The 23,498-nt window shown below is 73.5% G+C and carries 22 protein-coding genes and 1 tRNA gene; 19 read left to right on the top strand and 4 right to left on the bottom strand.

The genetic code is table 11. The features are described 5' to 3' along the window. Window positions 1-16: 16 nt before the first annotated feature. Entirely contained in the window at window positions 17-436 is a 420-nt protein-coding gene (locus FHD63_RS02445) for an FmdB family zinc ribbon protein (protein ID WP_139719838.1), read from the bottom strand. 60 nt (window positions 437-496) lie between these two features. Here FHD63_RS02445 and FHD63_RS02450 point away from each other — a divergent pair, with 60 nt between their 5' ends. Continuing rightward, on the top strand, window positions 497-3,181 hold the full coding sequence (locus FHD63_RS02450) for a penicillin acylase family protein (protein ID WP_139719840.1): 2,685 nt from the start codon (window positions 497-499) through the stop codon (window positions 3,179-3,181). On the opposite strand, the gene FHD63_RS02455 is transcribed toward FHD63_RS02450, so the two are convergent. After that, window positions 3,182-3,811 carry a 5-formyltetrahydrofolate cyclo-ligase gene (locus FHD63_RS02455; protein ID WP_202978405.1) on the bottom strand — a complete coding sequence of 210 codons (630 nt, stop codon included), beginning with the start codon at window positions 3,809-3,811 and terminating at the stop codon, window positions 3,182-3,184. It abuts the gene before it with no gap. Window positions 3,812-3,848: 37 nt separating this feature from the next. Here FHD63_RS02455 and FHD63_RS02460 point away from each other — a divergent pair, with 37 nt between their 5' ends. The 9 genes from FHD63_RS02460 (at window position 3,849) to FHD63_RS02500 (ending at window position 11,046) form a co-directional block, all read left to right on the top strand. Further along, window positions 3,849-5,141 (top strand): molybdopterin molybdotransferase MoeA, encoded by a 1,293-nt coding sequence (locus FHD63_RS02460; protein WP_139719842.1) that lies wholly within the window; start codon window positions 3,849-3,851, stop codon window positions 5,139-5,141. Then, a complete protein-coding gene (gene moaC / locus FHD63_RS02465; RefSeq protein WP_139719844.1) occupies window positions 5,134-5,610 on the top strand; it encodes a cyclic pyranopterin monophosphate synthase MoaC in 477 nt (158 codons plus the stop codon). Before FHD63_RS02460 ends, moaC begins: the two co-directional genes overlap by 8 nt. Beyond that, entirely contained in the window at window positions 5,607-6,233 is a 627-nt protein-coding gene (locus FHD63_RS02470) for a GNAT family N-acetyltransferase (RefSeq protein WP_139719845.1), read from the top strand. Before moaC ends, FHD63_RS02470 begins: the two co-directional genes overlap by 4 nt. An 86-nt stretch (window positions 6,234-6,319) precedes the next feature. Beyond that, a complete protein-coding gene (locus FHD63_RS02475) occupies window positions 6,320-7,285 on the top strand; it encodes a hypothetical protein (protein ID WP_139719847.1) in 966 nt (321 codons plus the stop codon). A 61-nt stretch (window positions 7,286-7,346) separates the two neighbouring features. Continuing rightward, window positions 7,347-7,419, top strand: a tRNA-Ala gene (locus tag FHD63_RS02480). Between the two features lie 144 nt (window positions 7,420-7,563). Further along, window positions 7,564-8,568 carry an ornithine carbamoyltransferase gene (gene argF, locus FHD63_RS02485; RefSeq protein WP_139719849.1) on the top strand — a complete coding sequence of 335 codons (1,005 nt, stop codon included), beginning with the start codon at window positions 7,564-7,566 and terminating at the stop codon, window positions 8,566-8,568. Beyond that, on the top strand, window positions 8,565-9,086 hold the full coding sequence (locus FHD63_RS02490; RefSeq protein WP_139719851.1) for a PH domain-containing protein: 522 nt from the start codon (window positions 8,565-8,567) through the stop codon (window positions 9,084-9,086). Before argF ends, FHD63_RS02490 begins: the two co-directional genes overlap by 4 nt. 17 nt (window positions 9,087-9,103) lie before the next feature. Continuing rightward, window positions 9,104-10,687 (top strand): PH domain-containing protein, encoded by a 1,584-nt coding sequence (locus FHD63_RS02495; RefSeq protein ID WP_139719853.1) that lies wholly within the window; start codon window positions 9,104-9,106, stop codon window positions 10,685-10,687. 8 nt (window positions 10,688-10,695) lie between these two features. Continuing rightward, on the top strand, window positions 10,696-11,046 hold the full coding sequence (locus FHD63_RS02500; protein ID WP_139719855.1) for a tetratricopeptide repeat protein: 351 nt from the start codon (window positions 10,696-10,698) through the stop codon (window positions 11,044-11,046). A gap of 27 nt (window positions 11,047-11,073) precedes the next feature. Here FHD63_RS02500 and FHD63_RS02505 read toward each other — a convergent pair whose 3' ends face one another. Next, window positions 11,074-12,684 (bottom strand): dolichyl-phosphate-mannose--protein mannosyltransferase, encoded by a 1,611-nt coding sequence (locus FHD63_RS02505; protein WP_139719857.1) that lies wholly within the window; start codon window positions 12,682-12,684, stop codon window positions 11,074-11,076. 96 nt (window positions 12,685-12,780) lie between these two features. On the opposite strand from FHD63_RS02505, the gene FHD63_RS02510 reads away from it, so the two are divergent. The 5 genes from FHD63_RS02510 (at window position 12,781) to FHD63_RS02530 (ending at window position 17,646) form a co-directional block, all read left to right on the top strand. Further along, window positions 12,781-13,482: a succinate dehydrogenase cytochrome b subunit gene (locus FHD63_RS02510; protein WP_139719859.1), complete on the top strand. Its 702-nt coding sequence runs from the start codon at window positions 12,781-12,783 to the stop codon at window positions 13,480-13,482. A gap of 8 nt (window positions 13,483-13,490) precedes the next feature. Next, a complete protein-coding gene (locus FHD63_RS02515) occupies window positions 13,491-15,479 on the top strand; it encodes a fumarate reductase/succinate dehydrogenase flavoprotein subunit (protein WP_139719861.1) in 1,989 nt (662 codons plus the stop codon). After that, entirely contained in the window at window positions 15,476-16,222 is a 747-nt protein-coding gene (locus FHD63_RS02520) for a succinate dehydrogenase/fumarate reductase iron-sulfur subunit (RefSeq protein ID WP_139719863.1), read from the top strand. Before FHD63_RS02515 ends, FHD63_RS02520 begins: the two co-directional genes overlap by 4 nt. 5 nt (window positions 16,223-16,227) lie before the next feature. Further along, a complete protein-coding gene (gene rsmI, locus FHD63_RS02525) occupies window positions 16,228-17,061 on the top strand; it encodes a 16S rRNA (cytidine(1402)-2'-O)-methyltransferase (protein WP_139719865.1) in 834 nt (277 codons plus the stop codon). Between the two features lie 156 nt (window positions 17,062-17,217). After that, window positions 17,218-17,646: a hypothetical protein gene (locus FHD63_RS02530; protein WP_139719867.1), complete on the top strand. Its 429-nt coding sequence runs from the start codon at window positions 17,218-17,220 to the stop codon at window positions 17,644-17,646. Between the two features lie 202 nt (window positions 17,647-17,848). On the opposite strand, the gene FHD63_RS02535 is transcribed toward FHD63_RS02530, so the two are convergent. Then, window positions 17,849-18,460, bottom strand: coding sequence for a DUF4126 domain-containing protein (locus FHD63_RS02535; protein ID WP_139719869.1), 612 nt, complete (start codon window positions 18,458-18,460; stop codon window positions 17,849-17,851). A gap of 185 nt (window positions 18,461-18,645) precedes the next feature. Between FHD63_RS02535 and FHD63_RS02540 the strand changes: the two genes are divergently transcribed. The 4 genes from FHD63_RS02540 to rsmA all read left to right on the top strand — a co-directional run bounded on the left by FHD63_RS02540 (window position 18,646) and on the right by rsmA (window position 23,473). Next, the gene (locus tag FHD63_RS02540; protein WP_139719871.1) at window positions 18,646-19,488 is read left to right on the top strand and encodes a peptidoglycan-binding domain-containing protein; all 843 of its coding nucleotides are present in this window, start codon (window positions 18,646-18,648) and stop codon (window positions 19,486-19,488) included. Between the two features lie 332 nt (window positions 19,489-19,820). Then, window positions 19,821-21,653, top strand: a complete 1,833-nt coding sequence (gene metG, locus FHD63_RS02545) for a methionine--tRNA ligase (protein WP_139719873.1) — start codon at window positions 19,821-19,823, stop codon at window positions 21,651-21,653. A 19-nt stretch (window positions 21,654-21,672) separates the two neighbouring features. Beyond that, a complete protein-coding gene (locus FHD63_RS02550) occupies window positions 21,673-22,518 on the top strand; it encodes a TatD family hydrolase (protein WP_139719875.1) in 846 nt (281 codons plus the stop codon). Window positions 22,519-22,567: 49 nt separating this feature from the next. Next, on the top strand, window positions 22,568-23,473 hold the full coding sequence (gene rsmA, locus FHD63_RS02555) for a 16S rRNA (adenine(1518)-N(6)/adenine(1519)-N(6))-dimethyltransferase RsmA (protein ID WP_238705737.1): 906 nt from the start codon (window positions 22,568-22,570) through the stop codon (window positions 23,471-23,473). Window positions 23,474-23,498: the final 25 nt, after the last annotated feature.

Consider the following 23,498-nt stretch of genomic DNA (forward strand, 5'->3'; position numbering starts at 1 on the left):
CGGGCCCGGCCAGCGGTCAGGCGGAGCCTGTGGACGACGAGCCCGAACCGCCGGAGGATGTGGACGCCGTCGTGGAGCCGGAGCCGCCCGTCGAGGAGGACCCGGACCCGCCGGACGAGCCCGCCCCCGACGTGCCGGACCCGCCGGTCGCCTCGCCGGACCCGCCGGACGAGCCGCCGGATTCCGAGCCGCCCGAGCCACCCTTGTCGCCCGAGCTCCGCTCGGAACCCCCGGAGGACGAGCTGCTGCCCGACCCCGACCCCCGCGAGTCGGTGCGGTAGAACCCGGACCCCTTGAAGACGACCCCGACCGCGCTGAAGACCTTGCGCAGCCGCCCCTCGCACTCGGGGCAGGTGGTCAGGGCGTCGTCGGTGAACGCCTGCTGGATGTCGAAGGCGTGGCCGCAGTCCTTGCAGGCGTATGAATACGTGGGCACGAGCCCGGATTCTACGTCGCCTCCTGACCTCGCCGTGCACCGTCACCTAGGCTGGGGGCCGTGCCCCGTCCCCTCTGGCAGCGTCTGGCCGTGCCGATCGCCGCGATCCTCGTGGTCGTGGTGGTGGCCACCGCCGTCATCGCGGTCGGTCTGACGCGGCGCGGGTTCCCGCAGGTGTCGGGCGAGCAGGAGCTGGCCGGCCTGGGCGCCCAGGTGGAGGTGGTGCGGGACGACCTGGGGGTGGCGCACATCTACGCCGACACCGCCGAGGACCTCTTCCGGGCGCAGGGCTTCGTGGCCGCCCAGGACCGCTTCTTCCAGATGGACCTGCGGCGGCACATCGTCAGCGGCCGGCTCAGCGAGCTCGTGGGAGAGGGAGGTCTGGAGACCGACCGCGTCATCCGCACCCTGGGCTGGCGCCGGGTCGCCGAGCAGGAGCTCTCGCTGCTCTCGCCGGAGGCCCGCACCTACCTCGCCGCCTACGCCGCCGGGGTCAACGCCTACATCGACAGCCGCAGCGGTCCCTCGGCCATGGGCATCGAGTACGTCCTGCTCTCCTCCAACGCCCCGGGCTACATGGTCCGTCCGTGGGACGAGGTGGACTCGCTCGCGTGGCTGAAGGCCATGGCCTGGGACCTGCGCGGCAACTACGCCGACGAGCTCGCGCGCGGTCGCCTCGTGGGCCAGGTGTCCCTGGACCAGCTCGAGACCCTCTACCCCGACTACCCCTTCGACGAGCACCCGCCCATCCTCGACCGCAGCGAGTGGACGCCGCCGCAGACCTCGCCGAGGGGCGTCACCGACAGCCGGAGCGGGACCAGGGGCACGGTGCTCGCCCCGGTCCCGGGGCAGTCCGACGCGGCCGACCTCGTGGGTCGCGGCGACCCGGTGGCCCCGGACGGCCCGATCTCGGACGAGACGCGGCAGTGGCTCGCCGGCCCGGCGCAGGACGCCTTCGACGGCACCGCGACCGCCCTCGCGGCGGTGCCCGAGCTCATGGGCTCCGGTGAGGGGATCGGCTCCAACTCGTGGGTCGTCTCCGGCGACCACACCGAGACGGGTATGCCGTTGCTCGCCAACGACCCGCACCTCGCGATCTCCCAGCCCGGGATCTGGATGCAGAGCGGTCTGCACTGCCGGGAGCTGAGCGAGGAGTGCCCCTTCGACGTCACCGGCTTCACCTTCGCCGGCCTGCCGGGGGTGGTCATCGGCCACAACCAGTCCATCGCCTGGGGCTTCACCAACCTCGACCCCGACGTCACCGACTTCTACCTCGAGGACACCGTGGACGACACGGTGCTGCGGGACGAGGACTACGTCCCCATGGACGTCCGCACCGAGACCATCCGGGTGGCCGGCGGGGACGACGTCGAGATCACCGTGCGGGAGACCTCCCACGGTCCCATCGTGTCCGACGTCCTGGAGGACACCGCCCGGATGGGCGACAACGGTCCGCTCGACGGGGTCGCCACCTCCCGGGACTTCGAGGTGGCGCTGCGCTGGACCGGTCTGGAGCCGGCGCGCACCGCCGACGCCGTCTTCGCCCTCAACGCGGCGAGCGACTGGGAGGACTTCCGCTCCGCGGCCCAGCTCTTCGCCGTGCCCTCGCAGAACCTCCTCTACGCCGACACCGAGGGCAACATCGGCTACCAGGCCCCGGGGCTGGTCCCCGTCCGCCGCAGCGCGACGTACTCCACCCCTCCCGGCTACTACCCGGCCCCCGGCTGGGACGACCAGTACGCCTGGCGCGGGTGGGTCGACTTCGAGGACCTGCCCACGGCCTACAACCCCGAGGACGGCATCGTCGTCGCGGCCAACCAGGCGGTCGTGCGCGGGTCCACGCCGTTCCTCACCACCGAGTACGACAAGGGCTACCGCTCCACCCGCATCCTCGAGCTCCTGCGCGCCCGGCTGGAGGAGGGACCGCTCACCAGCGCCGACATGAGCGAGATCCAGCTCGACGACGTCAGCACCTTCGCGCTCGACATGGTGCCGTACCTCACCGCGGTCGACCTGGAGGGCGCCTTCTACACCGAGCCCCAGGACCTGCTGCGCGACTGGGACGGCAGCTCCCCGGCGGACGGCGAGCAGACGGCCGCCGCGGCCTACTTCTACGCCGTCTACGACAACCTGCTCGAGGCGGTCTTCGACGACGAGCTGCCGCCGGACCTCGGCGCGACGGGCAACTCGCGCTCCATGCTGATCATGGCCGACCTGCTGGCCTCCCCGGAGAGCGTGTGGTGGGACGACCAGCGCACCCCCGGCGTCATCGAGTCGCGCGACGAGGTGCTGCGCACCGCGCTGGTGGACGCCCGCCTGGACCTCACCCGGCAGATCTCCAAGGACCCCGCGGACTGGAGCTGGGGGCAGCTGCACCAGGCCCACCTCCGGCACCAGGTGCTGGGTGAGGAGGGGGTCCCCGGGGTGGTCCAGGACCTGGTCAACCGCGGCCCCTTCCCGGTCCCGGGCAGCAGCGCCATGGTCAACGCCATGAACTGGGACGCCGCGACGGACAGCTTCGACGTCACCTCGGCCCCGTCCATGCGCATGGTCGTCGACCTCGCCGACCTCGACGCCTCCACCTGGGTCAACCAGACGGGCACCTCCGGCCATCCCTTCCACCCCAACTACGACGACCAGACGCGGGCCTGGATCGAGGGCGACACCTACCCGTGGGCCTTCACCCGGGCCGCGGTGGACGAGGCCGCGACGCAGACGCTGACCCTGGTGCCCGACGAGCGCTGATCAGGCCAGGGGCAGCCGCCGCACCCCCGTCGCGGGTCGCAGCACCGCGTCGACGACCGCGTCGTGGCCGTCCGCGGGCACCTGCGGCACGACCTCGTGGTCGTGCAGGACGAGGACAACCGGGGCGCCGCCGGAGAGCTCCCGCAGCCGGGGGAGCACGGTGTCGTAGTAGCCCCCGCCCTGCCCGAGCCGCACCCCGGCCCGGGAGACGGCCAGGCCCGGCACGAACGCCAGGTCGACCTCGCGCAGCGCCTCCTCGCCCAGCGGGGTGCGGCCCGGGTCGTCCAGGTCCGCCCAGTCGAGCCGGGGCCGCTCCAGGGTGAGGGGGACCAGCACCCGCACCCCCGCCCGCCGCAGCGCGTCGGTGAGCCCCCGGACCGGTGGTTCGGTGCGCATCGGCTCGTAGGCGGTGACGGTCACCCCGGCGAGCCCGTCGCGACCGCGCGCGACGGCATACCCCCGCAGGTGCTCGAGCCCGGCCGTCGCGAGCGCCTGCGCCGCCGCGTCGCGCTCCGCCTCGGACCACCCGTCGACGAGCTCACGACGGGCGGCGCGCACCGCAGTGCGCCAGGTGGCCTTGTCGGCGGCCACGTCACCCGTGGGACGGTCGTCGGGCAGCGGACCACTCATACGGCCCGATTGTGGCGCATGCTCCTAGGGTGGGGCCATGAGATCCGTCGACGAGCACCTCGACGCCGTGCTGGCCCAGATCGACCCGGTCGCCGCCGTCACCCTGCCGGTCCGCCGCACGCTGGGCCTGGTCACCACGGCGGACGTCCGCAGCCTGGCCGACCTGCCCCGCTTCGACAACTCCTCGATGGACGGGTATGCCGTGCGTCGCGCCGACCTCGAGGGCGCCTCCCCCGAGAGCCCGGTCGTGCTGCCGGTCACCGGGGACGTGGCGGCGGGCGACCAGGCACGCCACGAGATGGTGCCCGGCCAGGTGTGGCGCATCATGACCGGCGCCCAGATGCCGGAGGGCGCCGACGCCGTCGTCAAGGTCGAGGACACCGACGGGCACCCCAGGGAGCCGCAGCTGCGGGTGCAGCCCGAGGAGGGCGCCCACGTCCGGCGGGCGGGCGAGGACATCCGCAGCGGCGACCTGGTGCTGCCGGCGGGCAGCCGCATCGGTGCCGGGGAGATCGCGGCGCTGCTCTCGGCGGGGGTGCAGGAGGTCGAGGTGGTCGGCCCGGTCCGGGTGGCGATCCTGTCCACCGGCGACGAGCTGGTGCGCCCCGGCGAGCCGGTCGGCCCCGGGCAGATCGTGGACTCCAACGGCCCGATGCTGGAGGCCCTGGTCCGCGGGGCCGGGGCCCACGTGGTGCACCTCGGGCACCTCCCGGACGAGGAGGGCGCGACCCGCCGACAGCTGCACCGGCAGCTCGACCACGCCGACGTGGTCATCACCACCGGCGGGGTGAGCAAGGGCGAGTTCGACATCGTCAAGAAGGTGCTCTCCGGGCAGGGCACGATGGAGTTCGTCGAGGTGGCGATGCAGCCGGGCAAGCCGCAGGGCTTCGGGGTGCTGGGGCGGCGCGACGTGCCGGTCTTCACGCTGCCGGGCAACCCGGTGAGCACCCTGGTCAGCTTCGAGGTCTTCGTGCGCCCGGCGCTGCAGCGGCGGGCGGGCCGCCGCGAGGGGGGCCGGCGGACCACGGGCCTGGCGACGACGGGGTGGCGCAGCTCGCCGAACCGGCAGACCTACACCCGGGTCCGGGTGGACCGCGACCCCACCGGGGCGTATGCCGTCTCCCCGGCGGGCGGCGCCGGCTCGCACCTCGTGGCGGCGCTCGCCCGGGCCGACGCGCTCGCGATCTCCGACGCCGAGACCACCGAGGTCGCGGCCGGGTCCGAGGTGGAGCTGCTGCTGCTGCGCCCCCGCGCCGAGATCGACGCGCGGCTGGAGTCGCAGCTCGAGCAGGAGCAGGCCGGGGGCGACCGGGGCGCCGGCGATGACTGACCCGCTCACCCACCTGCGGGCCGACGGCACGGCCCACATGGTCGACGTCAGCGGCAAGGAGGTCACCGCGCGCACCGCGACCGCGCGCGGACGCGTCGACCTCTCGGGCGAGGCCGTCGCGGCGCTGCGGGGCGGGACGGTGCCCAAGGGGGACGCCCTCGGTGTCGCGCGCGTCGCGGGCATCCAGGCCGCGAAGCGCACCCCTGACCTGGTGCCGCTGTGCCACCCGGTGGCGATCCACGGCGTCACGGTCGACCTCGAGGTCGACGACGGCGGGGTGGAGATCACCGCCACCGTGCGCACCGCGGACCGGACCGGCATCGAGATGGAGGCCTTGACCTGCGTCAGCGTCGCCGCGCTCGCGCTCGTCGACATGGTCAAGGCGGTCGACCGGCTCGCCGTCGTCACCGGCGTCCGGGTGGTCGCGAAGTCCGGCGGGCGCTCCGGGGACTGGGTGCGCGAGGAGTGAGCTGGGCGTGGCCGGTGCGGGTGCGCCAGGAGCTCCCGGACGGGCGGCAGCTCACCCTGCGCGGGCTGGTCCGCGCCGACCGGGCGGAGTGGGAGGACCTGCGTCGCCGCAACGCCGCCTGGCTGCAGCCCTGGGAGTCGACGGCCCCGGAGGACCGGCCGGGGGGCCTGCCCTTCCACCAGATGCGCCGGGTCATGGACCGCGGTGCCCGCGACGGGCTGACCCTGCCCTTCGTCATCGAGGTGGACGGCCGCCTCCTGGGCCAGATGCAGCTCTTCGACGTGCTCTGGGGCGCCCGGCGCTCGGGGTGGGCGGGCTACTGGCTGGACCGCGGGGCCACCGGCCGGGGGGTGGCGACCTGGGCGCTGGCCACCCTGGTCGACCACGCGCTGCTCGAGGTGGGCCTGCACCGCGTCGAGGTCGCCATCCGCCCCGAGAACGCCGCGTCACTGGCCGTCGTGGCCCGGCTGGGCATCCCCGAGGAGGGGCGGCAGCGCGGGCTCATGCACGTCGACGGCGGCTGGGCCGACCACCGCTCCTTCGCGGTCCTCGCCGAGGACCTGCGCCCCGGCGGGTATGCCCCGGGGGGCCTGGTCGCGAGCCTGCGCGGCCGCGCGGGCTGAGTCCCACCCACCGGGCGCAGGAGAAACTCCTGCGACACTCCGGCGGCCTCAGCGGATCGTCCGGCCAGGACGCCTACCGTGATCTCGTGCCCCCGGTCAGCAGTCTCATCTTCGTCGTCATCCTGGCGGTGTGGGCTGTCTACCTGGTCCAGCACTGGGTGCGTCGGCGCGAGCACCTCGCGACCGCCCGCTCGGTCGACCGCTTCTCCGAGGCCATGCGGGTCCTGGAGCGGCGACGCGCGCTGCCGCGCCCGGACGTGGCTGACCAGGCCCCCGCCGCCTACACCGTCTCGCCCCTGCGCCCGGCCCGTCCCGAGGTCACGGTCAAGCGGGGCGGGAGCCCGGGCCCCGCACGCCAGCCCGCCGGCGCGACCGCCGTGGGCCTGAGCCCGGCCGTGCGTCGCGCCCGCCGCGCCGCACGGACGCGTGCCGTCGCCCTGCTCACCGCCTCCGTCGTCATGGTCGCCCTGGTCTCGCTGGGCGTCAGCCCGCTGCTGGGGTGGTGGTGGAGCTTCGTCGGGGTCGGGGTGCTCGGCGTGACCCTCCTGCTCGTGCGCCGCTCGGCGCGCGTCGGCCGCGCCCGCCGCGCCGCCCGCCCGGCACCTCGGGCCGCCCGCCCGACCGCCGCCCCCGCCAGCGCCGAGGACGGCCCCGCGCCGGTCAGCACCACGGCCCAGGCGGAGGACTCACCGCTCGCGGCCCAGGCCAAGGCCGCGGCCGGGACGGTGGCCGCCGCCCGTCCGGCCCGCCGGGCGACCAACCTCGACCTCGCCGTCGAGCCGGCCCGCCCCGCCCTCTTCGACATCGACGAGGTGGAGGCCGGGCTGGCCCCCGCGCCGCAGACCGCGGTGGAGGGGGCCACGCCCGCCGACCCCGGCGCAGGCTCGTGGAGCCCGACCCCGGTGCCGCCGCCGACCTACACGCTCAAGGCCCGCGCCTACCGCGGTGTCCCGCAGCCCAGCGCCGGGTCTGCCCAGCTCCCGGCGGACGGCACCGAGATGGCGCTGGAGGAGGAGTTCGAGGACCTCCCGCGCGTCGACCGGGTGGGCTGACCAGGACCGCCGGCGGTTTGGGTCGGTGCCGGGCTGGTCTGTATAGTCTGGTCACGCACACGGGGCTGTGGCGCAGTTGGTAGCGCGTCTCGTTCGCAATGAGAAGGTCAGGGGTTCGATTCCCCTCAGCTCCACCCGGTGACCGAGAAACGGCCCCGCCCGACGGCGGGGCCGTTTCTCGTCCCCCGGGGCCGTGCGGGCCCGCGTCCGGACTACGCTGACCCCGCACGAGCGCCACCTCGGCACGGCTGCGTGCCCGACCCACGAAGGAGCCCGTCATGGCCGTCGACCTGCGGGGACGCAGCCTGCTGTCCCTGGTCGAGGAGACTCCCGAGGAGATCCTCGCGCTGCTGGACCTCGCCGCCGAGCTCAAGGCGGCCAAGAAGGCCCGCACCGAACAGCGTCGCCTGGTCGGCCGGTCCATCGCCCTCGTCTTCGAGAAGACCTCGACCCGCACCCGCAGCGCCTTCGAGGTCGCCGCCGCCGACCAGGGCGCGGCCACGACCTTCCTCGACCCGCGGAGCAGCCAGATCGGGCACAAGGAGTCGATCAAGGACACCGCGCGCGTGCTGGGGCGCATGTACGACGCGATCCAGTACCGCGGCTCCGCCCAGGCCACGGTCGAGCAGCTGCACCGGTATGCCGGGGTGCCGGTCTACAACGGCCTCACCGACGAGTGGCACCCCACCCAGATGCTCGCCGACGCCCTCACCATGCGTGAGCACGTGGGCAAGCCGTGGTCCGAGACGTCCTTCGCCTACCTCGGTGACGCCCGCAACAACACGGGCCACTCGCTGCTGCTCCTCGGGGCCAAGCTGGGCTGCGACGTGCGGATCGGTGCCCCGGCGGGCCTGCAGCCCGCGCCGGACGTGGTCCGCCTGTGCGAGGAGGTCGCCGGCCGCACAGGGGCCCGGCTGACGGTCACCGAGGACCCCCGCGAGGCGGTCGCCGGGGTGGACGCCGTGCATACCGACGTCTGGGTCTCGATGGGGGAGCCGGCCAGCGCCTGGCAGGAGCGGATCGACCTGCTGCTGCCCTTCCGGGTGGACCGCGCGATGATGGAGGCGACCGGGAACCCGGGGGCGGTCTTCATGCACTGCCTGCCGGCGTTCCACGACACGGACACCGAGGTGGGGGAGCAGCTCATGAGCATCCATCCAGAGCTGGCGGACGGGCTGGAGGTCACCGACGAGGTGTTCGAGTCCGGTGCCAGCATCGTCTTCGACCAGGCGGAGAACCGCCTGCACACCATCAAGGCGCTCCTGGTGGCGACGCTCGCATGACGGTGACGCAGCCCTCCTCGGTGCCCGACGCCGCGCCGCTGCACGAGCCGGCGCACCAGGTGAGTCCGCGCGCGGTGCGTTACTGGGCGCTCCAGGGCTTCCTCGGCGCCGTCGTGGTGTGGGCCGTCCTGTTCACGGTCTACTGGTTCCTGCCCGACGGCGTCGCGCGGTGGCTCGGGCCGGTCTTCGTGGTCATCCTCGTCTACACGGTGGTGGAGCAGGCGCTGGAGCCGATGATCCGCTACCGCCGCACCCGGTGGGAGGTCACCGGGGAGCGGGTCTTCGCCCAGACCGGCTGGCTGTCCCGGGACCAGCGCATCGCCCCGCTCTCGCGGGTGCAGACGGTGGACACCGAGCGCGGCCCGCTCATGCGGATCTTCCGGCTCGCCAACGTCACCGTCACGACCGCCTCGGCCGCCGGGCCGATCCGGCTCACCTGCCTGGACACCGACGTCGCCGACCGGGTCACCGCCGAGCTCGCGCGGGTGACCGGGCAGACGCGCGGCGACGCGACGTGACCGCGCTGCCGCCCCCCATGGGCGAGCCCCTCGCCCCGGCCGACCCGGGCACCCCGCCGCCACCGCCGGGGGTGGGCGGGGTGCAGGACTGGCAGCGCCTGAGCCCGCGCATGCTGCTCGTGCACCCGGTGCGAGCCATCCGCTCGATGATCGTGCCGCTCGTCCTGGTCGTCTTCGGCGCGAGCCGTGGCGACGGGAACAGCTTCTGGTTCTGGGCCGCGCCGGTCTTCGCCGTCCTGGCCGTGGTCTTCGGGGTCCTCGCCTGGTTCTTCACCCGCTACCGGTTCACCGAGGAGCAGCTGCAGCTGCGCACCGGGGTGCTGAGCCGCAAGGTGGTGACCGCCCCGCTGGACCGCATCCGCAGCGTCGACCTGGAGTCCTCCCCGATCCACCGTGTCCTCGGGCTGACCAAGGCCAAGGTCGGGACCGGGGTCGACGACTCCCAGATCGAGCTCGACGGGCTCACCCGCGACCAGGCCTCCTCGTTGCGGGTCTACCTGCTGCGGCGATCCGGTGGCGCCGACGTGGACGCGGCCGACGAGCCGGCCGCGGAGGACGGGTCCGCGGACGCCGCCGGGGCGCGCGGCCCGCGCCGCGGTGAGGACACCGAGCTGGCCCGGATCGACTGGGGATGGCTGCGGTACGCGCCGTTCAGCCTGTCCAGCCTCGTCGTGGTCGCCGGCGCCGTCGGCGTGCTCGGTCAGTTCGGGGACGACCTGCCGCTGGACGAGACCGAGGTCGCGCAGGACGCGTGGGGCTGGGTGGCGGCCCAGGCCCTGCTCGTCCTCGTCGCCGGCGCGACCGTCGCGGTGGTCCTCGGGTGGGTGGTCGTGTCCACGGCCTCCTACGTGCTGAGCTGGTGGAACCTGAGCCTCGTGCGGGAGGCCGGGGGCAAGATCCGCACCACCCGGGGCCTGCTCACCACCCGCAGCCAGACCATCGAGGAGGCCAAGATCCGGGGGGTCCGGATGACCGAGCAGTTCCTCCTGCGCTTCGTGCGCGGCGCCGAGCTGACCGCGCTGGCCACCGGCGTCGGGAGCGACGGCACCACCCGCCTCCTGCCTCCGGCCCCGCGCCGGGTGGTCCAGGAGGTCGGGCACGCCCTGCTGGAGGAGGACGGGCCGCTGACGATGACCCTCACCGGCCACGGACCGCGGGCGCGCCGCCGCATCCACGTGAGCCGGCAGTGGGGGACGCTGGTCCTCGCCGGCCTGGTGGCCGTGCCGACCTGGTGGCTGGACGTCGGCTGGTTCGCGACCTGGCCCTGGTGGGTGCCGCTCGCCGTGCTCGTCGGGGTCGGCCTGCTCAACGCCGTCGTCGCCGAGAACGCCTGGCGCAACCTCGGGCACGCGCTCACCGAGCGGCACCTCGTCGTCCAGACCGGGGCGGTCATCCGCACCAGGGAGGTCCTGGAGCGCGGTGGCGTCATCGGCTGGGTGATCCACCAGGGGCTGTTCCAGCGCCGGCTCGGGCTGGCCGACCTCACCGCGACGACCGCCGCCGGAGCCGAGCGGGTCGTGGCCCCCAACATCCCCCTGGGCCTGGCCCTCGACCTCGCCGACGCCGCCACCCCGGGAATGCTGGAGGGCTGGCGGGCGTAGTGCAGGGCATGCGTGACTTCGTGGACCTGCCCGACGACGGGGCGGTGGACGACCACGCCCGCTACGACCGGGCCACCTTCGCCTTCGAGACCAAGGACTACGTCCGCGCCGCCGACCTCCTCGAGCCGCTCGCCGCGGCCGAGCCGGGCAACGCCCAGGTGCGGCTGCTGCTCGCCCGCAGCTACTACCACTCCGCCCGGCTGGGGCGCGCGGAGACCGAGCTGCGGGCCATGGTCGAGCGCTGGCCGAGCGACGCCTACGCCCACCTCGTCCTGGCCCGGACCCTCCAGCGGGCCGGGCGCGCCGAGGAGGGCGCGCCGCACCTCAAGATCGCCGAGGCGATGGGCCTGGAGGCCTGAGCCCCGGCATACCCCTCCGGGCCCGGCTCAGGTCCAGAAGTCGAACCACAGCCGCAGGTTCCACGCCTCGCGTGGGATGGTGATGGCCGTGTAGACCGGCCAGTACCACGCGAAGAAGGCGGCCGCGAGGGTGAGGTAGCCGACCACCGCCACGGCGCCCCAGCGCCGCCGCTGCGCCGGGGCGTCGGCCGGGCCCAGCACGAGCGCGAGGCAGGTGACGACCACCAGCACGAGCCACGGGACGAAGGCGACGGCGTAGAAGCTGTAGATCGTCCGCGTCTGGTAGAGGAACCACGGCAGCCAGCCGGCCGCGATCCCGGCGAGGGCCGCCCCCGCCCGCCAGTCGCGGCCCAGCAGCCACAGGAAGAGGACGACCAGGAGCCCGATCGTCGCGCCCCACCACAGCACGATGTTGCCGAGGGAGGCGATGTACTCGACGCACTCGGCGGCCGCGCACCCCTGCTCACCCCGCTCGGGCCACTCGGCGTAGAAGAGGGTGGGGCGCCACTGCACCGTCCAGCTCCACGGGTTGGAGCTCCAGGCGTGCTCGTTGGCCAGGTCGATGTGGAAGTTCCACTGCTCGACGTGGTAGGCCCACAGCGAGCGCAGCGGGTCGGGCACCAGCCCCGCGAGGGACCCGGGCGGGGCGGGGTGGTCGGCCGCCCACTGCCGCTTCCACCCGCCGCGGGTCGCGAACCACCCGGCCCAGCTCGCGACGTAGGTCAGCAGCGCCGTGGGCACCATGAGCAGGAACGCCGGTATGCCGTCGCGCACCACCGTGCCGGCGAGCCAGTCGCGCGCACCCGCGGCGCGGCGGGCCCCCAGGTCCCAGGCGACGGTCATTAGCCCGAAGACGGCGAGGAAGTACAGCCCGGACCACTTGGTGCCGATGGCCAGGCCGAGGCTGACCCCGGCGGCCAGCCGCCACCACCGGACCCCGAGCGGGGGTCCCCACCACCGGGCGGCACGGGCCCACGCCGAGCGCGGGGCCGGCACGTCGGGACCGTGCCGTGCCTGCCACCACGGGCCCCACCTGGCCGCCAGGCGGCGCCGCCCCTGCTCGCGGTCCAGCAGCAGGAAGAGGAAGGCGAGCAGCACCCACCACATGAGGAAGAGGTCGAGCAGACCGATGCGGGAGGAGGCGAAGTGGTGCCCGTCGACCGCCAGGAGCGTCGAGGCGCTGACCGCCAGCAGGGCGTTCTTCCAGATGAGCCAGGCGCACAGGCCGAGGAGCGCGATGGACAGCGTGCCGACGGTCGCCGCGGACAGCCGCCAGCCGACCGCGGACCCCGGGCCCGTGACGAGCTCGCCGAGCGCGATCATCCACTTGCCCACGGGCGGGTGGACGACGAGGTCGGGCTGGTTGCCGAAGACGTCGGGGTCACCGGCGTTCCAGAGCTCGTCCGGCTCCTCCAGGCCCGCCTTGATCTCCCGCTCGTGGCCGAAGCGGACCAGGGACCAGGCCTGCTTGACGTAGTAGGTCTCGTCGAAGACCAACCGGTCGGGGTGGCCGAGCCGCCAGAACCGCAGCGCGCCCCCGACGAGCGTCACCACGAGGATGCCGAGCGCCGCGACGCGCCGCTGCCCGGCGAGCTCCGCGGGCGCCGGGCCGAGCAGGCGCGCCCGCAGTGACTCCATACCCGTCATCGTAGGTGCTGGCTCCCGCCCCGACCGGGGACCGGCCGGAGCGGGCCGACCGGGGGACGGCGCAGGTCGGGGGCTAGAATCGGGCTCGTGGCCACCTCAACCGCTCCCGCGCCTGCGGCCCGCAAGGGGCCGCCGACCATCCTGCTGAAGACCGTCGTGGCGGCCAGCGGGGTGTTCTTCGTGCTGTTCGTGCTCGTGCACATGTACGGCAACCTGCAGATCCTCATCGGCCCCGAGGCCTTCGACGAGTACGCCCACCACCTGCGGACCTTCGGCGAGCCGATGCTCCCCGAGAAGTCCTTCCTCTGGGTGGCCCGGATCCTGCTGCTCGTCTCCGTCGCGGCGCACGTGTGGGCGTCCATGTCGCTGTGGCGCCGGGCCGGCCAGGCGCGGACGACGCGGTACGCCGGGAAGAAGAAGACCTCCTACGGCCGGTTCTACGCCAAGGCCATGCGCTGGGGCGGCCTGGCCCTGCTGGCCTTCGTCGTCTTCCACATCCTGCACTTCACGACGCAGACGATCACCGTGGCCGGGGAGTACCCGAGCCCGGCCGAGCGGGTCATCACCAGCTTCGGGGTCTGGTGGGCCGTGCTCATCTACACCGTCGCGATGGTCTTCCTGGGCATGCACCTGCTGCACGGCATCTGGGGGGCGGCCATGACCCTCGGCCTCAACACCTCGCTGCAGCGGGCCGAGCAGATCCGGTTCGTCTCCATCGCCCTGTCGACCATCATCGTCGTCGGCTTCCTCGTCCCGCCCTTCGCCATCTTCTTCGGCTTCATCGAGTGAGTGGATCCATGACTGACACTGTGACCCGCGGCAACGACCTCGTGGACGGCATCTACCGCGAGGGTGCCCCCATCACCGACACCAAGGCCCCCACCGGCGACATCGCCGACAAGTGGACCACCCGCAAGTTCGAGGCGGCCCTGGTCAACCCCGCCAACCGGCGCAAGCTGTCGGTCATCATCGTCGGCACCGGCCTGGCCGGCGCGTCGGCGGGGGCGACCCTCGGCGAGGCCGGCTACCAGGTGAAGTCCTTCTGCTACCAGGACAGCCCGCGCCGAGCCCACTCGATCGCCGCCCAGGGCGGCATCAACGCCGCCAAGAACTACAAGGGCGACGGCGACTCGGTGCACCGGCTCTTCTACGACACCGTCAAGGGTGGCGACTACCGCTCGCGGGAGACCAACGTCTACCGCCTCGCCGAGGTCAGCGCCGACATCATCGACCAGTGCGTGGCCCAGGGCGTGCCCTTCGCCCGCGAGTACGGCGGGCTGCTGGACAACCGCAGCTTCGGCGGCGTCCAGGTGTCGCGGACCTTCTACGCGCGCGGCCAGACGGGCCAGCAGCTGCTCATCGGGGCCTACCAGGCGCTGGAGCGGCAGATCGCGGCCGGGACGGTCGAGATGTTCGCCCGGCACGAGATGCTCGAGCTCGTCGTCGTGGACGGCAAGGCCCGCGGCATCATCGCCCGCGACATGGTCACCGGGGAGATCGAGACCCACCTGGCGGACGCCGTCGTCCTGGCCTCCGGCGGCTACGGCAACGTCTTCTTCCTGTCCACCAACGCCATGGGCTGCAACGTCACCGCCTCCTGGCGGGCGCACCGCAAGGGTGCCTACTTCGGCAACCCCTGCTACACGCAGATCCACCCGACCTGCATCCCGCAGACCGGCGAGCACCAGTCCAAGCTGACGCTCATGAGCGAGTCGCTGCGCAACGACGGCCGCATCTGGGTGCCCAAGAACGCCGAGGACTGCGACAAGAACCCCCGCGACATCCCCGAGGAGGACCGCGACTACTACCTGGAGCGGATCTACCCCGGCTTCGGCAACCTCGTGCCCCGCGACATCGCCTCACGGCAGGCCAAGAACATGTGCGACGAGGGTCGCGGTGTCGGGCCGGCCGTCGACGGCGTCCGACGCGGCGTCTACCTCGACTTCGCCGACGCGATCGAGCGGATGGGCGAGGACACCGTGCGGTCCAAGTACGGCAACCTCTTCGACATGTACGAGCGGATCGCGGGGGAGAACCCCTACGAGGTGCCGATGCGCATCTACCCGGCCGTGCACTACACGATGGGCGGGCTCTGGGTCGACTACGACCTGCAGTCCTCCATCCCCGGGCTCTTCGTCACCGGGGAGGCCAACTTCTCCGACCACGGGGCCAACCGGCTCGGTGCCTCGGCGCTCATGCAGGGCCTGGCCGACGGCTACTTCGTGCTCCCCAACACCATCCGGGACTACCTCGCGAAGGGCCCGTTCACCAAGATCACCGGGGACGACCCGGCGGTGGCGGAGGCCGTCCAGGGCGTGCAGGAGCGGATCGACACCTTCCTGTCGATCAACGGCACCCGCAGCGTGGACTCCTACCACAAGGCCCTCGGCAAGATCATGTGGGAGAAGTGCGGCATGGAGCGCACCGAGGAGGGCCTGCGCGAGGCGATCGAGGAGATCCGGGCCCTGCGCGCCGACTTCTGGACCAACGTCCGCGTCCTCGGCTCGGCCGAAGGGCTCAACCAGAGCCTGGAGAAGGCCGGTCGGGTCGCGGACTTCCTGGAGCTGGGCGAGCTGATGTGCATCGACGCCCTGCACCGCAACGAGTCCTGCGGCGGGCACTTCCGCGCCGAGAGCCAGACCGAGGACGGTGAGGCGCTGCGGCACGACGACGAGTACGCCTACGTGGCCGCCTGGGAGTGGGGCGGTGACGGCGAGCCGCCGGTCCTGCACAAGGAGGACCTCGTCTACGACTTCATCGAGCTGAAGCAGAGGAGCTACAAGTGAGGATCGCGCTCAAGATCTGGCGCCAGGACGGCCCCGCCGACGACGGCCGGATGGTCGACTACCAGCTGCCGGACGTCAGCGAGGACAGCTCGTTCCTGGAGATGCTGGACCTGCTCAACGAGCAGCTCATCGAGAAGGGCGAGGAGCCGGTCGCCTTCGACTCCGACTGCCGCGAGGGCATCTGCGGCATGTGCGGCGTCGTCATCAACGGCGAGGCGCACGGCCCGGAGCGGACCACGACCTGCCAGCTGCACATGCGCAGCTTCAACGACGGCGACGAGATCGTCATCGAGCCGTGGCGCGCCGACCCGTTCCCGGTCATCAAGGACCTCTGCGTCGACCGCAGCTCGTTCGACCGGATCATCCAGGCGGGCGGCTTCATCTCCGCCAACACCGGGTCCGCCCCGGACGCCCACGCCACCCCGGTGCCCAAGGCCGACGCCGACCGCGCCTTCATGGCCGCCGAGTGCATCGGCTGCGGCGCCTGCGTCGCGGCCTGCCCCAACGCCTCGGCCATGCTCTTCATGGGCTCCAAGGTCACCCACCTGGGTGAGCTGCCGCAGGGCCAGCCCGAGCGCGAGGCGCGGGTGCTGCAGATGACCGAGCAGCACGACCTCGAGGGCTTCGGCGGGTGCACCAACCTCGGCGAGTGCTCGCGGGCCTGCCCGAAGGGCATCCCGCTCAACGTCATCAGCCAGCTCAACGGCGACTACCGGCGCGCGGGCTACGGCGGACGCGACTGAGGGGTATGCCCGACGCCGCGCTCGTCCTCGCCGCCACCCCCATCGGCGACAGCCGTGACGCGAGCCCCCGGCTGCTCGCCGAGCTGGAGGAGGCGCAGGTGGTCGCGGCGGAGGACACCCGTCGGCTGCGCCGGCTGACCGACCGCCTCGGCATCGGTGTCGGCGGCGAGGTCGTCAGCTACCACGAGCACAACGAGGCCTCCCGCACCGCCGAGCTGGTGGAGCGCATCGCCGGGGGCGAGCGGGTCCTGCTGGTGACGGACGCCGGTATGCCGTCGGTCTCCGACCCGGGCTACCGGCTCGTGCAGGCCTGCGTCGCCGCCGACCTGCCGGTGACCTGCGTGCCCGGCCCGTCGGCGGTGCTCATGGCGCTGGCGGTGAGCGGGCTGCCGGTCGACCGCTTCTGCTTCGAGGGCTTCCTGCCGCGCAAGACCGGCGAGCGCGAGCGCGCCCTCGCCGGGCTGGCCGACGAGCCGCGCACGATGGTCTTCTTCGAGGCGCCGCACCGGCTCGCGGCCACCCTCGGCTCGATGGCGGCGACCCTGGGGGAGGGTCGTCCGGCCGCCGTCTGCCGGGAGCTGACCAAGACCTACGAGGAGGTCCGCCGCGGCGGGCTGGCCGAGCTGGCCGCGTGGGCCGCCGAGAGGGTCAAGGGCGAGATCACCGTCGTCGTCGCCGGCGCGACCGCCACCCCGCAGGTGGACCCGGGGGACGTCATACCCCGGGTGCTGGAGCGGGTGGCCGCGGGCGAGCGGCTCAAGGACGTCACCAAGGACGTCGCGCGGGCCACCGGGCTGTCGGCCAAGGAGCTCTACGACGAGGCGGTCCGGTCGCGCTGACCGCGGCGGTGCCGTGGTGGGCGGTGCCGTGGTGGGCGGTGTCGTGGGACCGACCTGCAGCCCCCACGGTGAGGACGCTGGAGGGTGGGGCGGGCCCGTGGTTGACTGTGCCCGGCGCCGCACCGTGGTGGCGCACCGGTGACGAAGGACGAGCGGATGACCATCAACTGGCAGGCGATCCTCGGCGGTGTGGTGGGCGGCGTGCTGGCCGGTCTCGTCGCCGCCTACGCCACCACGCAGGTGCTGCCCGCCGCGGAGCCCGCCTACGGCGTGGCGGAGATGCTGTGGGCCGCGGTGGTCGCGTGCGTCGGCGGGGTGCTGGGGGTGGCTGCCGGCTGGCTGGTCAACGCCCGCCGGGCGCGCGGTCTGGGAGGGATCGCGGCCATCACGAGCCTGCTGGGGTCGGTCATCGGCACGTATGCCTGGGCTCGGGTGGTCAGCGCGCTCGACGAGACCGGGCTCTTCCTCGTGGGGTCGATCCTCATGCTCGGCGGGGGGCTCATCATGCTGGCGGCCGTGTGCGGGCTCACGGCGGCCCTGCTGCGGGTGCAGTCACCCGCCGGCGAGGCCGGCGCCCGGCCGTAGCGTTCACGTGCGCGGCTGAGCCGGTGAGGTCGGGCGTGTCGTCGGCCCAGGCGTTCATGTGCGTGGCTGAGCCGGTGAGGCCGGGCGTGTCGTCGGCCCAGGCGTTCACGTGCGCGGCTGAGCCGGTGGGGCCGGGCGTGTCGTCGGCCCAGGCGTTCACATACGTGGCAGCGCGGTGCGGTATGCCCCCGGGGCCCGTCGCTCAGCTGTAGCCCGCGTCGGCCATGAGCTGGTCGCGCTGCGCCCGGCGGCGACGCTGACGGCGCCACAGCGAGAAGGCACCCCACAGCAGGAACAGCAGGACGAAGATCACCAGCACCGGCAGGAAGATCGCGACCAGGGACAGCGTGAGCGCGGCTCCGTCCTCGGCGGCGGAGACCACGGGGGTGCCGAGGCCGCCGGTGGTCGTGTTGACCACGGGCCGGGTCACGGCCTTGCCGGTGTGGACGATCCCGGCGGTGATGATGCCCAGGAGCACGCCCACCCAGGGGTTGTCCTGCATGAAGGTGGAGCCCTGCTCGAAGTCCTCGGCGGCCGTGCTGGCGGCGAAGATGAGCCCGCCCGTCGCGGGGCGCACGAAGGTGCCGACCGCGTCGTTGACGTGGTCGACGATGGCGACCTTGTCCAGCACGACCTCGGAGAGCAGGAGCACGGCCGCGATGCCGATGGCCCAGTTGGACTCGATCCACGCGTACTGGTGCGGCAGGTTGATGACGTCGGTGAACCGCGCGATGAGCGCGACGAGGATGAACGGGATGTAGGCGTTCAGCCCTGCCGCGGCCGACAGTCCGGCACCGGTGAGGGCAGCGAGCACGTCGTGGCCTCCTGACTCGCGCGGCGCCCGGCGGGAGCCGTCGTCACCAGTGAACCACGCGGCATACGGGCGGGTCCCCTCCTGCCGGCCGAGGACCGGTCGGGGCGAGGAGGTATCCAGGGGACCGCAGGGTCCTCCGACCGGCTGAGGCCGTCGCACCCTGCCCGGCCGGAGAGGCAGCGATCATGAATGTCGAACCGTGGAGGGACCTGTCCCCGGCGGACGCGGCCCCGCTCGTCGTGCGAGGTATGCAGTTCCTCCTGCGGGAGCGCGGCGCGTCCCTCGTCGTCGACGGGCTCTTCGGCCCCCTCACCGCGGCGGCGGTCGCGGCCGTCCAGTCCGACCAGGGGCTGCCGTCGACCGGGGACGTCGACACCGCGACCTGGGTCGCGCTCGTCGTCCCCACCGGCCCCGGGTCCAGCGGCGAGGCGGTGCGCGGCGTGCAGGGCTTCGACCCCGCGGGGCGGGTCGGCGTGCCCGCGCTCGCGGTGGACGGGGTGTACGGGCCGGCCACGACGGCGGCCGTCGCCGAGTACCAGCGGCGCTGGGGGCTGACCATCGACGGGCTAGCGGGCCAGGAGACGTGGTCCTTCCTGTCGACGACGCGCGCCGGGAGCCAGGTGTGGGGCATGGCCAAGGTCGGGCACACCCAGGAGGTGAACTGGCGGGTCCGCGCGGTGCAGCACCTGCTCGTCCACCGTGGCGCCTCGCTGGTCGTGGACGGCGCGTACGGCCCGGTCACGGGCGAGGCGGTGCGCTCCTGGCAGCAGACCCAGCGGGCGACCTTCATCTCCACGACGTGCGGGCAGCTCGACTGGCCCGGGCTCATCGCCACCGCACGGCTCGGCGACACCGGCGACCACGTGCGGGCGGCGCAGTCGATGCTGCCCGGGCTCGCCGAGGACGGCGACTTCGGGCCGCTCACCGACGCCGCGGTCCGGGAGTTCCAGGCCATGTTCGCCCCGCCGGCCGACGGGGTCGTCGGGCCCCTGACCTGGCGCGCGTTCACGGTCCCGAAGGGGGAGTAGCGGCGCGACGGCATACCGAGCGGGGCTTGGTCACAGGGATCCCGGCCGTCACGCGCGCACCGACCTGCGGGGATCTGCACAGATGACGGAGAAATAACGGCGCCATCGGTGACCTTCCCCGCATCCTGCGACGGGTGTGGCTCACGTGACCTGCGTGAGCACCGGAGGACGATTGCCGCTCACGCCCCGAACGATCGCCGCCCCGCCCCCGGCCGGTCGCCGCCCATGTCACGGACGGTCGCCGCCCGCGCCCCGAACGATCGCCGCCCCGCCCCCGGCCGACGCCGGGACACGGAGGGCGCCGCCGCGGGCCGCACCTAGACTGGTGACCCATGAGTCATGTCCTGTCCGCGGTCGCCTGGCCGTACGCCAACGGCCCGCGCCACATCGGCCACGTCGCCGGGTTCGGCGTCCCCTCCGACGTCTTCAGCCGCTACATGCGCATGGCCGGCCACGACGTGCTCATGGTGTCCGGCTCCGACGAGCACGGGACGCCGATCCTCGTGCAGGCCGATGCGGCCGGGCAGAGCCCGCAGGAGTTCATCGACACCAACCACGCGCTCATCGCCGCCGACCTCGCCGCGCTGGGGGTGTCCTACGACCTCTACACGCGCACCACCACCGCCAACCACGACGAGGTCGTCCAGCAGATGTTCCTCGCCTGCTGGCGCAACGGCTACCTGCTCGAGCAGACCCAGCAGGTGGCGATCAGCCCGTCCACGGGCCGCACCCTGCCGGACCGCTACATCGAGGGCACCTGCCCCATCTGCGGGTATGCCGAGGCGCGCGGCGACCAGTGCGACAACTGCGGCAACCAGCTCGACCCGGCGGACCTGCGGGACCCGCGCTCGAAGATCAACGGGGAGACGCCGGAGTTCCGCGACACCGAGCACTTCTTCCTCGACCTGCCGGCACTCGCCGAGGCGCTCGGCGAGTGGCTCGACGGCCGCGAGGCCAGCGGTCTGTGGCGGCCCAACGTCATCCGCTTCTCCCAGAACATCCTCGCCGAGATCCGCCCGCGGCCCATCACCCGCGACATCGACTGGGGCATCACCATCCCGCTCGAGGGCTGGGCCGAGAACCCCACGAAGAAGCTCTACGTGTGGTTCGACGCGGTCATCGGCTACCTCTCGGCCTCGGTCGAGTGGGCCCGGCGGCTGCCCGGTGAGCAGGGGGAGCGCTGGCGCGAGTGGTGGAACGGCGACGACGCGCTGACCTACTACTTCATGGGCAAGGACAACATCACCTTCCACTCCCAGATCTGGCCCGCCGAGCTGCTCGCGCACAACGGCCGCGGCAGCAGGGGCGGCGAGGTCGGGCCGTTCGGGGAGCTCGCCCTGCCGACCGAGGTGGTCTCCAGCGAGTTCCTCACCATGGAGGGCAAGCAGTTCTCCACCTCGCGGGGCGTCGTCATCTACGTGCGCGACGTGCTCGAGCGCTACCAGCCGGACGCCCTGCGCTACTTCCTCTCCGCCGCCGCGCCCGAGACGGCCGACTCGGACTTCTCCTGGCCGGAGTTCGTCAAGCGCACCAACACCGAGCTCGTCGCCGGCTGGGGCAACCTCGTCAACCGGACCGCCTCGATGATCGCCAAGAACTTCGGCGAGATCCCGCAGCCGGCCGAGGTGCAGGACGTCGACCGCGCCCTCCAGGAGCAGGTCACGGCCGGCTTCGGCACCGTCGGCCGGCTCATCGCGACGCACAAGCAGAAGGCCGCGCTCACCGAGGCGATGCGCCTGGTCGGCGAGGCCAACGCCTACGTCTCCACGACCGAGCCGTTCAAGCTCAAGGGCGAGGACCAGCGGGAGCGGCTGGCGACGGTGCTGCACACCCTGGCGCAGGCGGTGGTCGACCTCAACACGATCCTCTCGCCCTACCTGCCGCACTCCTCGACCGCGGTGCACCAGGCGCTCGGCGGCGAGGGGGACTTCCAGCCGATGCCCCGCCTGGAGACCGTCGCCGACCTCGACGACCCGGCACGGCCCGACTACCCCGTCATCACCGGGGACTACTCCACGGCACCGCGGTGGGAGCACCGCCCGGTCGTGGTGGGTGCGCCGGTCGCCAAGCCCTCGCCGATCTTCACCAAGCTCGACCCCTCGGTCGCCGAGGAGGAGCGCGCCCGCCTCGGGCTGGTGGAGGACACGGCAGGTGCAGGGGTATGACGTCGCTCGCCCGCGCCCGATGAGCGGCGCCCGCGAGGCCGGCCGCCCGCCGTCCCCCGACCCGCTGCCGATCCCCGTGGTGGACAACCACTGCCACCTCGACATCTCCCGGGACGACGCGACCGTGCAGCCCCTCGAGGAGGTCGTCGCCCAGGCCCGGTCGGTGGGGGTGGACCGGCTGGTCCAGATCGGCAGCGACCTCACCGCCGCCCGGTGGACGGCGCGGGTCGCGGTCGAGCACCCCGCCGTGCTGGGCGGGGTGGCCATCCACCCCAACGAGGCCCCGGGCCACGAGGCCGCCGGCAACCTCGACGACGTCATCGACGAGATCGGCAAGCTCGCACGGCACCCGCGCGTCCGGGTCATCGGCGAGAGCGGCCTGGACTATTTCCGCACCGGCCCCGAGGGCGTCGCGGCGCAGCACCACGCCTTCCGGCGGCACATCGCGCTGGCCAAGGAGCACGGCCTGGCGCTGCAGATCCACGACCGCGACGCCCACGACGACGTGCTGCGGATCCTCGCCGAGGAGGGCGCCCCGGAGCAGACCGTCCTGCACTGCTTCTCCGGCGACATGGAGATGGCCCGCGAGTGCGTGCGCCGCGGCTACTACCTCTCCTTCGCGGGCACGGTGACCTTCAAGAACGCGCAGGGCCTGCGCAACGCTCTGGCCGTCACCCCGCTGGAGCACCTGCTCGTCGAGACCGACGCGCCGTACCTCACGCCGACCCCGCACCGGGGGCGGGCCAACGCGCCCTACCTCGTCCCGCTCACGGTGCGCGCCATGGCGGCCACCCTCGCCACCTCCGTGCCCCAGCTGTGCGAGGCGCTCTCGGCCACCAGCGAGGCGGTCTACGGGCCCTGGTGACCGTCGACCGGTCCCCTCGGAGGTCCGGGCGCGTGGGAGGATGCCGCTCGTGAGTGCGGACCCCGACGTCGACCCGACCGACCCGCCGGGAGCCGCGCTCCTCGGGCCGGCGCAGGTCCGGGACCTCGCCGACCGGCTGGGCCTCCGCCCGACCAAGCAGTGGGGGCAGAACTTCGTCATCGACAAGGGCACCGTGCGGCGCATCGTGCGCGCCGCCGGGGTCGGGCCGCAGGACGTCGTGCTCGAGGTGGGCCCGGGCCTCGGCTCGCTCACCCTGGCCCTGCTGCCGCAGGTCCGGCACGTCACGGCCCTCGAGATCGACCCGGCGCTCGCCGCCCAGCTGCCGCGGACGGTGGCCGACCTCGCCCCGGACCTCGCCGACCGGCTGACGGTGCGGCATACCGATGCGCTGCGGGTCACCGACCTGCCCGACCCGCAGCCGACCGCCCTCGTCGCCAACCTGCCCTACAACGTGGCGGTGCCCGTCGTGCTGCACCTGCTGGCGACCGTCCCGACGCTGGGCAGCGTCCTCGTCATGGTGCAGCTGGAGGTGGCCGAGCGGCTCGCCGCGCGCCCCGGCGGCAGGGTCTACGGCGTGCCCAGCGTCAAGGCCGCCTGGTACGCCGACGTCACCGGGGCCGGGCGCATCGGCCGCACCGTCTTCTGGCCCGCGCCCAACGTCGACTCGGGTCTCGTGCGGATGGTGCGCCGCGACCCGCCGGCCTCGACGGCGACCCGGGAGCAGGTCTTCGCGGTCGTCGACGCGGCGTTCGCCCAGCGCCGCAAGACGCTGCGGGCCGCGCTCGCGGGATGGGCGGGATCGGCGGCGCAGGCCGAGGCGCTCCTCACCGCGGCCGGGGTGGACCCGCGGGCCCGCGGTGAGGTGCTGACCGTGGAGGACTTCACCCGCATCGCCGACGCCGCCGCAGGTCAGGGCCCTGGCCCGGTCGGCTGACGCCCGGGGCGCCGCTCGGTGGGCG

Origin of the sequence: Serinicoccus chungangensis (genome assembly GCF_006337125.1) — a bacterium.
Classification (GTDB): domain Bacteria; phylum Actinomycetota; class Actinomycetes; order Actinomycetales; family Dermatophilaceae; genus Ornithinicoccus; species Ornithinicoccus chungangensis.

Bases quoted from the DNA above. Each gene is read 5' to 3' on its own strand.
- FHD63_RS02460 (WP_139719842.1), top strand. From the start codon at position 3,849: ATGAGATCCGTCGACGAGCACCTCGACGCCGTGCTGGCCCAGATCGAC.
- FHD63_RS02515 (WP_139719861.1), top strand. From the start codon at position 13,491: ATGACTGACACTGTGACCCGCGGCAACGACCTCGTGGACGGCATCTAC.
- FHD63_RS02495 (WP_139719853.1), top strand. From the start codon at position 9,104: ATGGGCGAGCCCCTCGCCCCGGCCGACCCGGGCACCCCGCCGCCACCG.
- FHD63_RS02530 (WP_139719867.1), top strand. From the start codon at position 17,218: ATGACCATCAACTGGCAGGCGATCCTCGGCGGTGTGGTGGGCGGCGTG.
- FHD63_RS02550 (WP_139719875.1), top strand. From the start codon at position 21,673: ATGAGCGGCGCCCGCGAGGCCGGCCGCCCGCCGTCCCCCGACCCGCTG.
- FHD63_RS02490 (WP_139719851.1), top strand. From the start codon at position 8,565: ATGACGGTGACGCAGCCCTCCTCGGTGCCCGACGCCGCGCCGCTGCAC.
- metG (WP_139719873.1), top strand. From the start codon at position 19,821: ATGAGTCATGTCCTGTCCGCGGTCGCCTGGCCGTACGCCAACGGCCCG.
- rsmI (WP_139719865.1), top strand. From the start codon at position 16,228: ATGCCCGACGCCGCGCTCGTCCTCGCCGCCACCCCCATCGGCGACAGC.
- FHD63_RS02540 (WP_139719871.1), top strand. From the start codon at position 18,646: ATGAATGTCGAACCGTGGAGGGACCTGTCCCCGGCGGACGCGGCCCCG.
- FHD63_RS02455 (WP_202978405.1), bottom strand. From the start codon at position 3,811: ATGAGTGGTCCGCTGCCCGACGACCGTCCCACGGGTGACGTGGCCGCC.
- moaC (WP_139719844.1), top strand. From the start codon at position 5,134: ATGACTGACCCGCTCACCCACCTGCGGGCCGACGGCACGGCCCACATG.
- argF (WP_139719849.1), top strand. From the start codon at position 7,564: ATGGCCGTCGACCTGCGGGGACGCAGCCTGCTGTCCCTGGTCGAGGAG.
- FHD63_RS02500 (WP_139719855.1), top strand. From the start codon at position 10,696: ATGCGTGACTTCGTGGACCTGCCCGACGACGGGGCGGTGGACGACCAC.
- FHD63_RS02505 (WP_139719857.1), bottom strand. From the start codon at position 12,684: ATGGAGTCACTGCGGGCGCGCCTGCTCGGCCCGGCGCCCGCGGAGCTC.